At 53.4% G+C, this 324-nt stretch carries 1 protein-coding gene; it reads left to right on the top strand.

The window, feature by feature from the left end; all coding sequences use genetic code 11:
* A partial coding sequence (locus G4Y73_RS13920; RefSeq protein ID WP_205596422.1) for a hypothetical protein occupies positions 1-324 on the top strand: 324 nt, incomplete at both ends.

The following is a 324-nucleotide window of genomic DNA, read 5'->3' as shown; positions in this document are numbered from 1 at the left end:
CAGCTACATCGGGGAAGTCGCCGGTGATTGGATTACTCCAGCTCTCACCATGAATTTGCTCGGAATCACCACACTGCTTGGGTTTTTCCTCCCGGGCTTAATGGCGGGCTTTCTGGCGCATGAGAGGCCCTTGGCAATTGGTTCCGGTTTAGGGCTCATTGTCGCCATCCTCTACTTTTCGCTTTCTGTAATTTTCCTGGGCTGGGATTGGGCGGTTGCAGGCATCCGGTTGAGCCCAGCGGCCATACCAACTTTGTTTGCATTGACCTTTGTCTTTACCTACGGGGGATACACGGCCGCCCAAAGGATGAAAAGGAGCAATAG

The organism is Wenzhouxiangella sp. XN201, from assembly GCF_011008905.1.
GTDB lineage: Bacteria > Pseudomonadota > Gammaproteobacteria > Xanthomonadales > Wenzhouxiangellaceae > Wenzhouxiangella.
The sequence above is the reverse complement of the archived record's forward strand: the minus strand, read 5'-3'. Positions and strand labels throughout refer to the sequence as shown.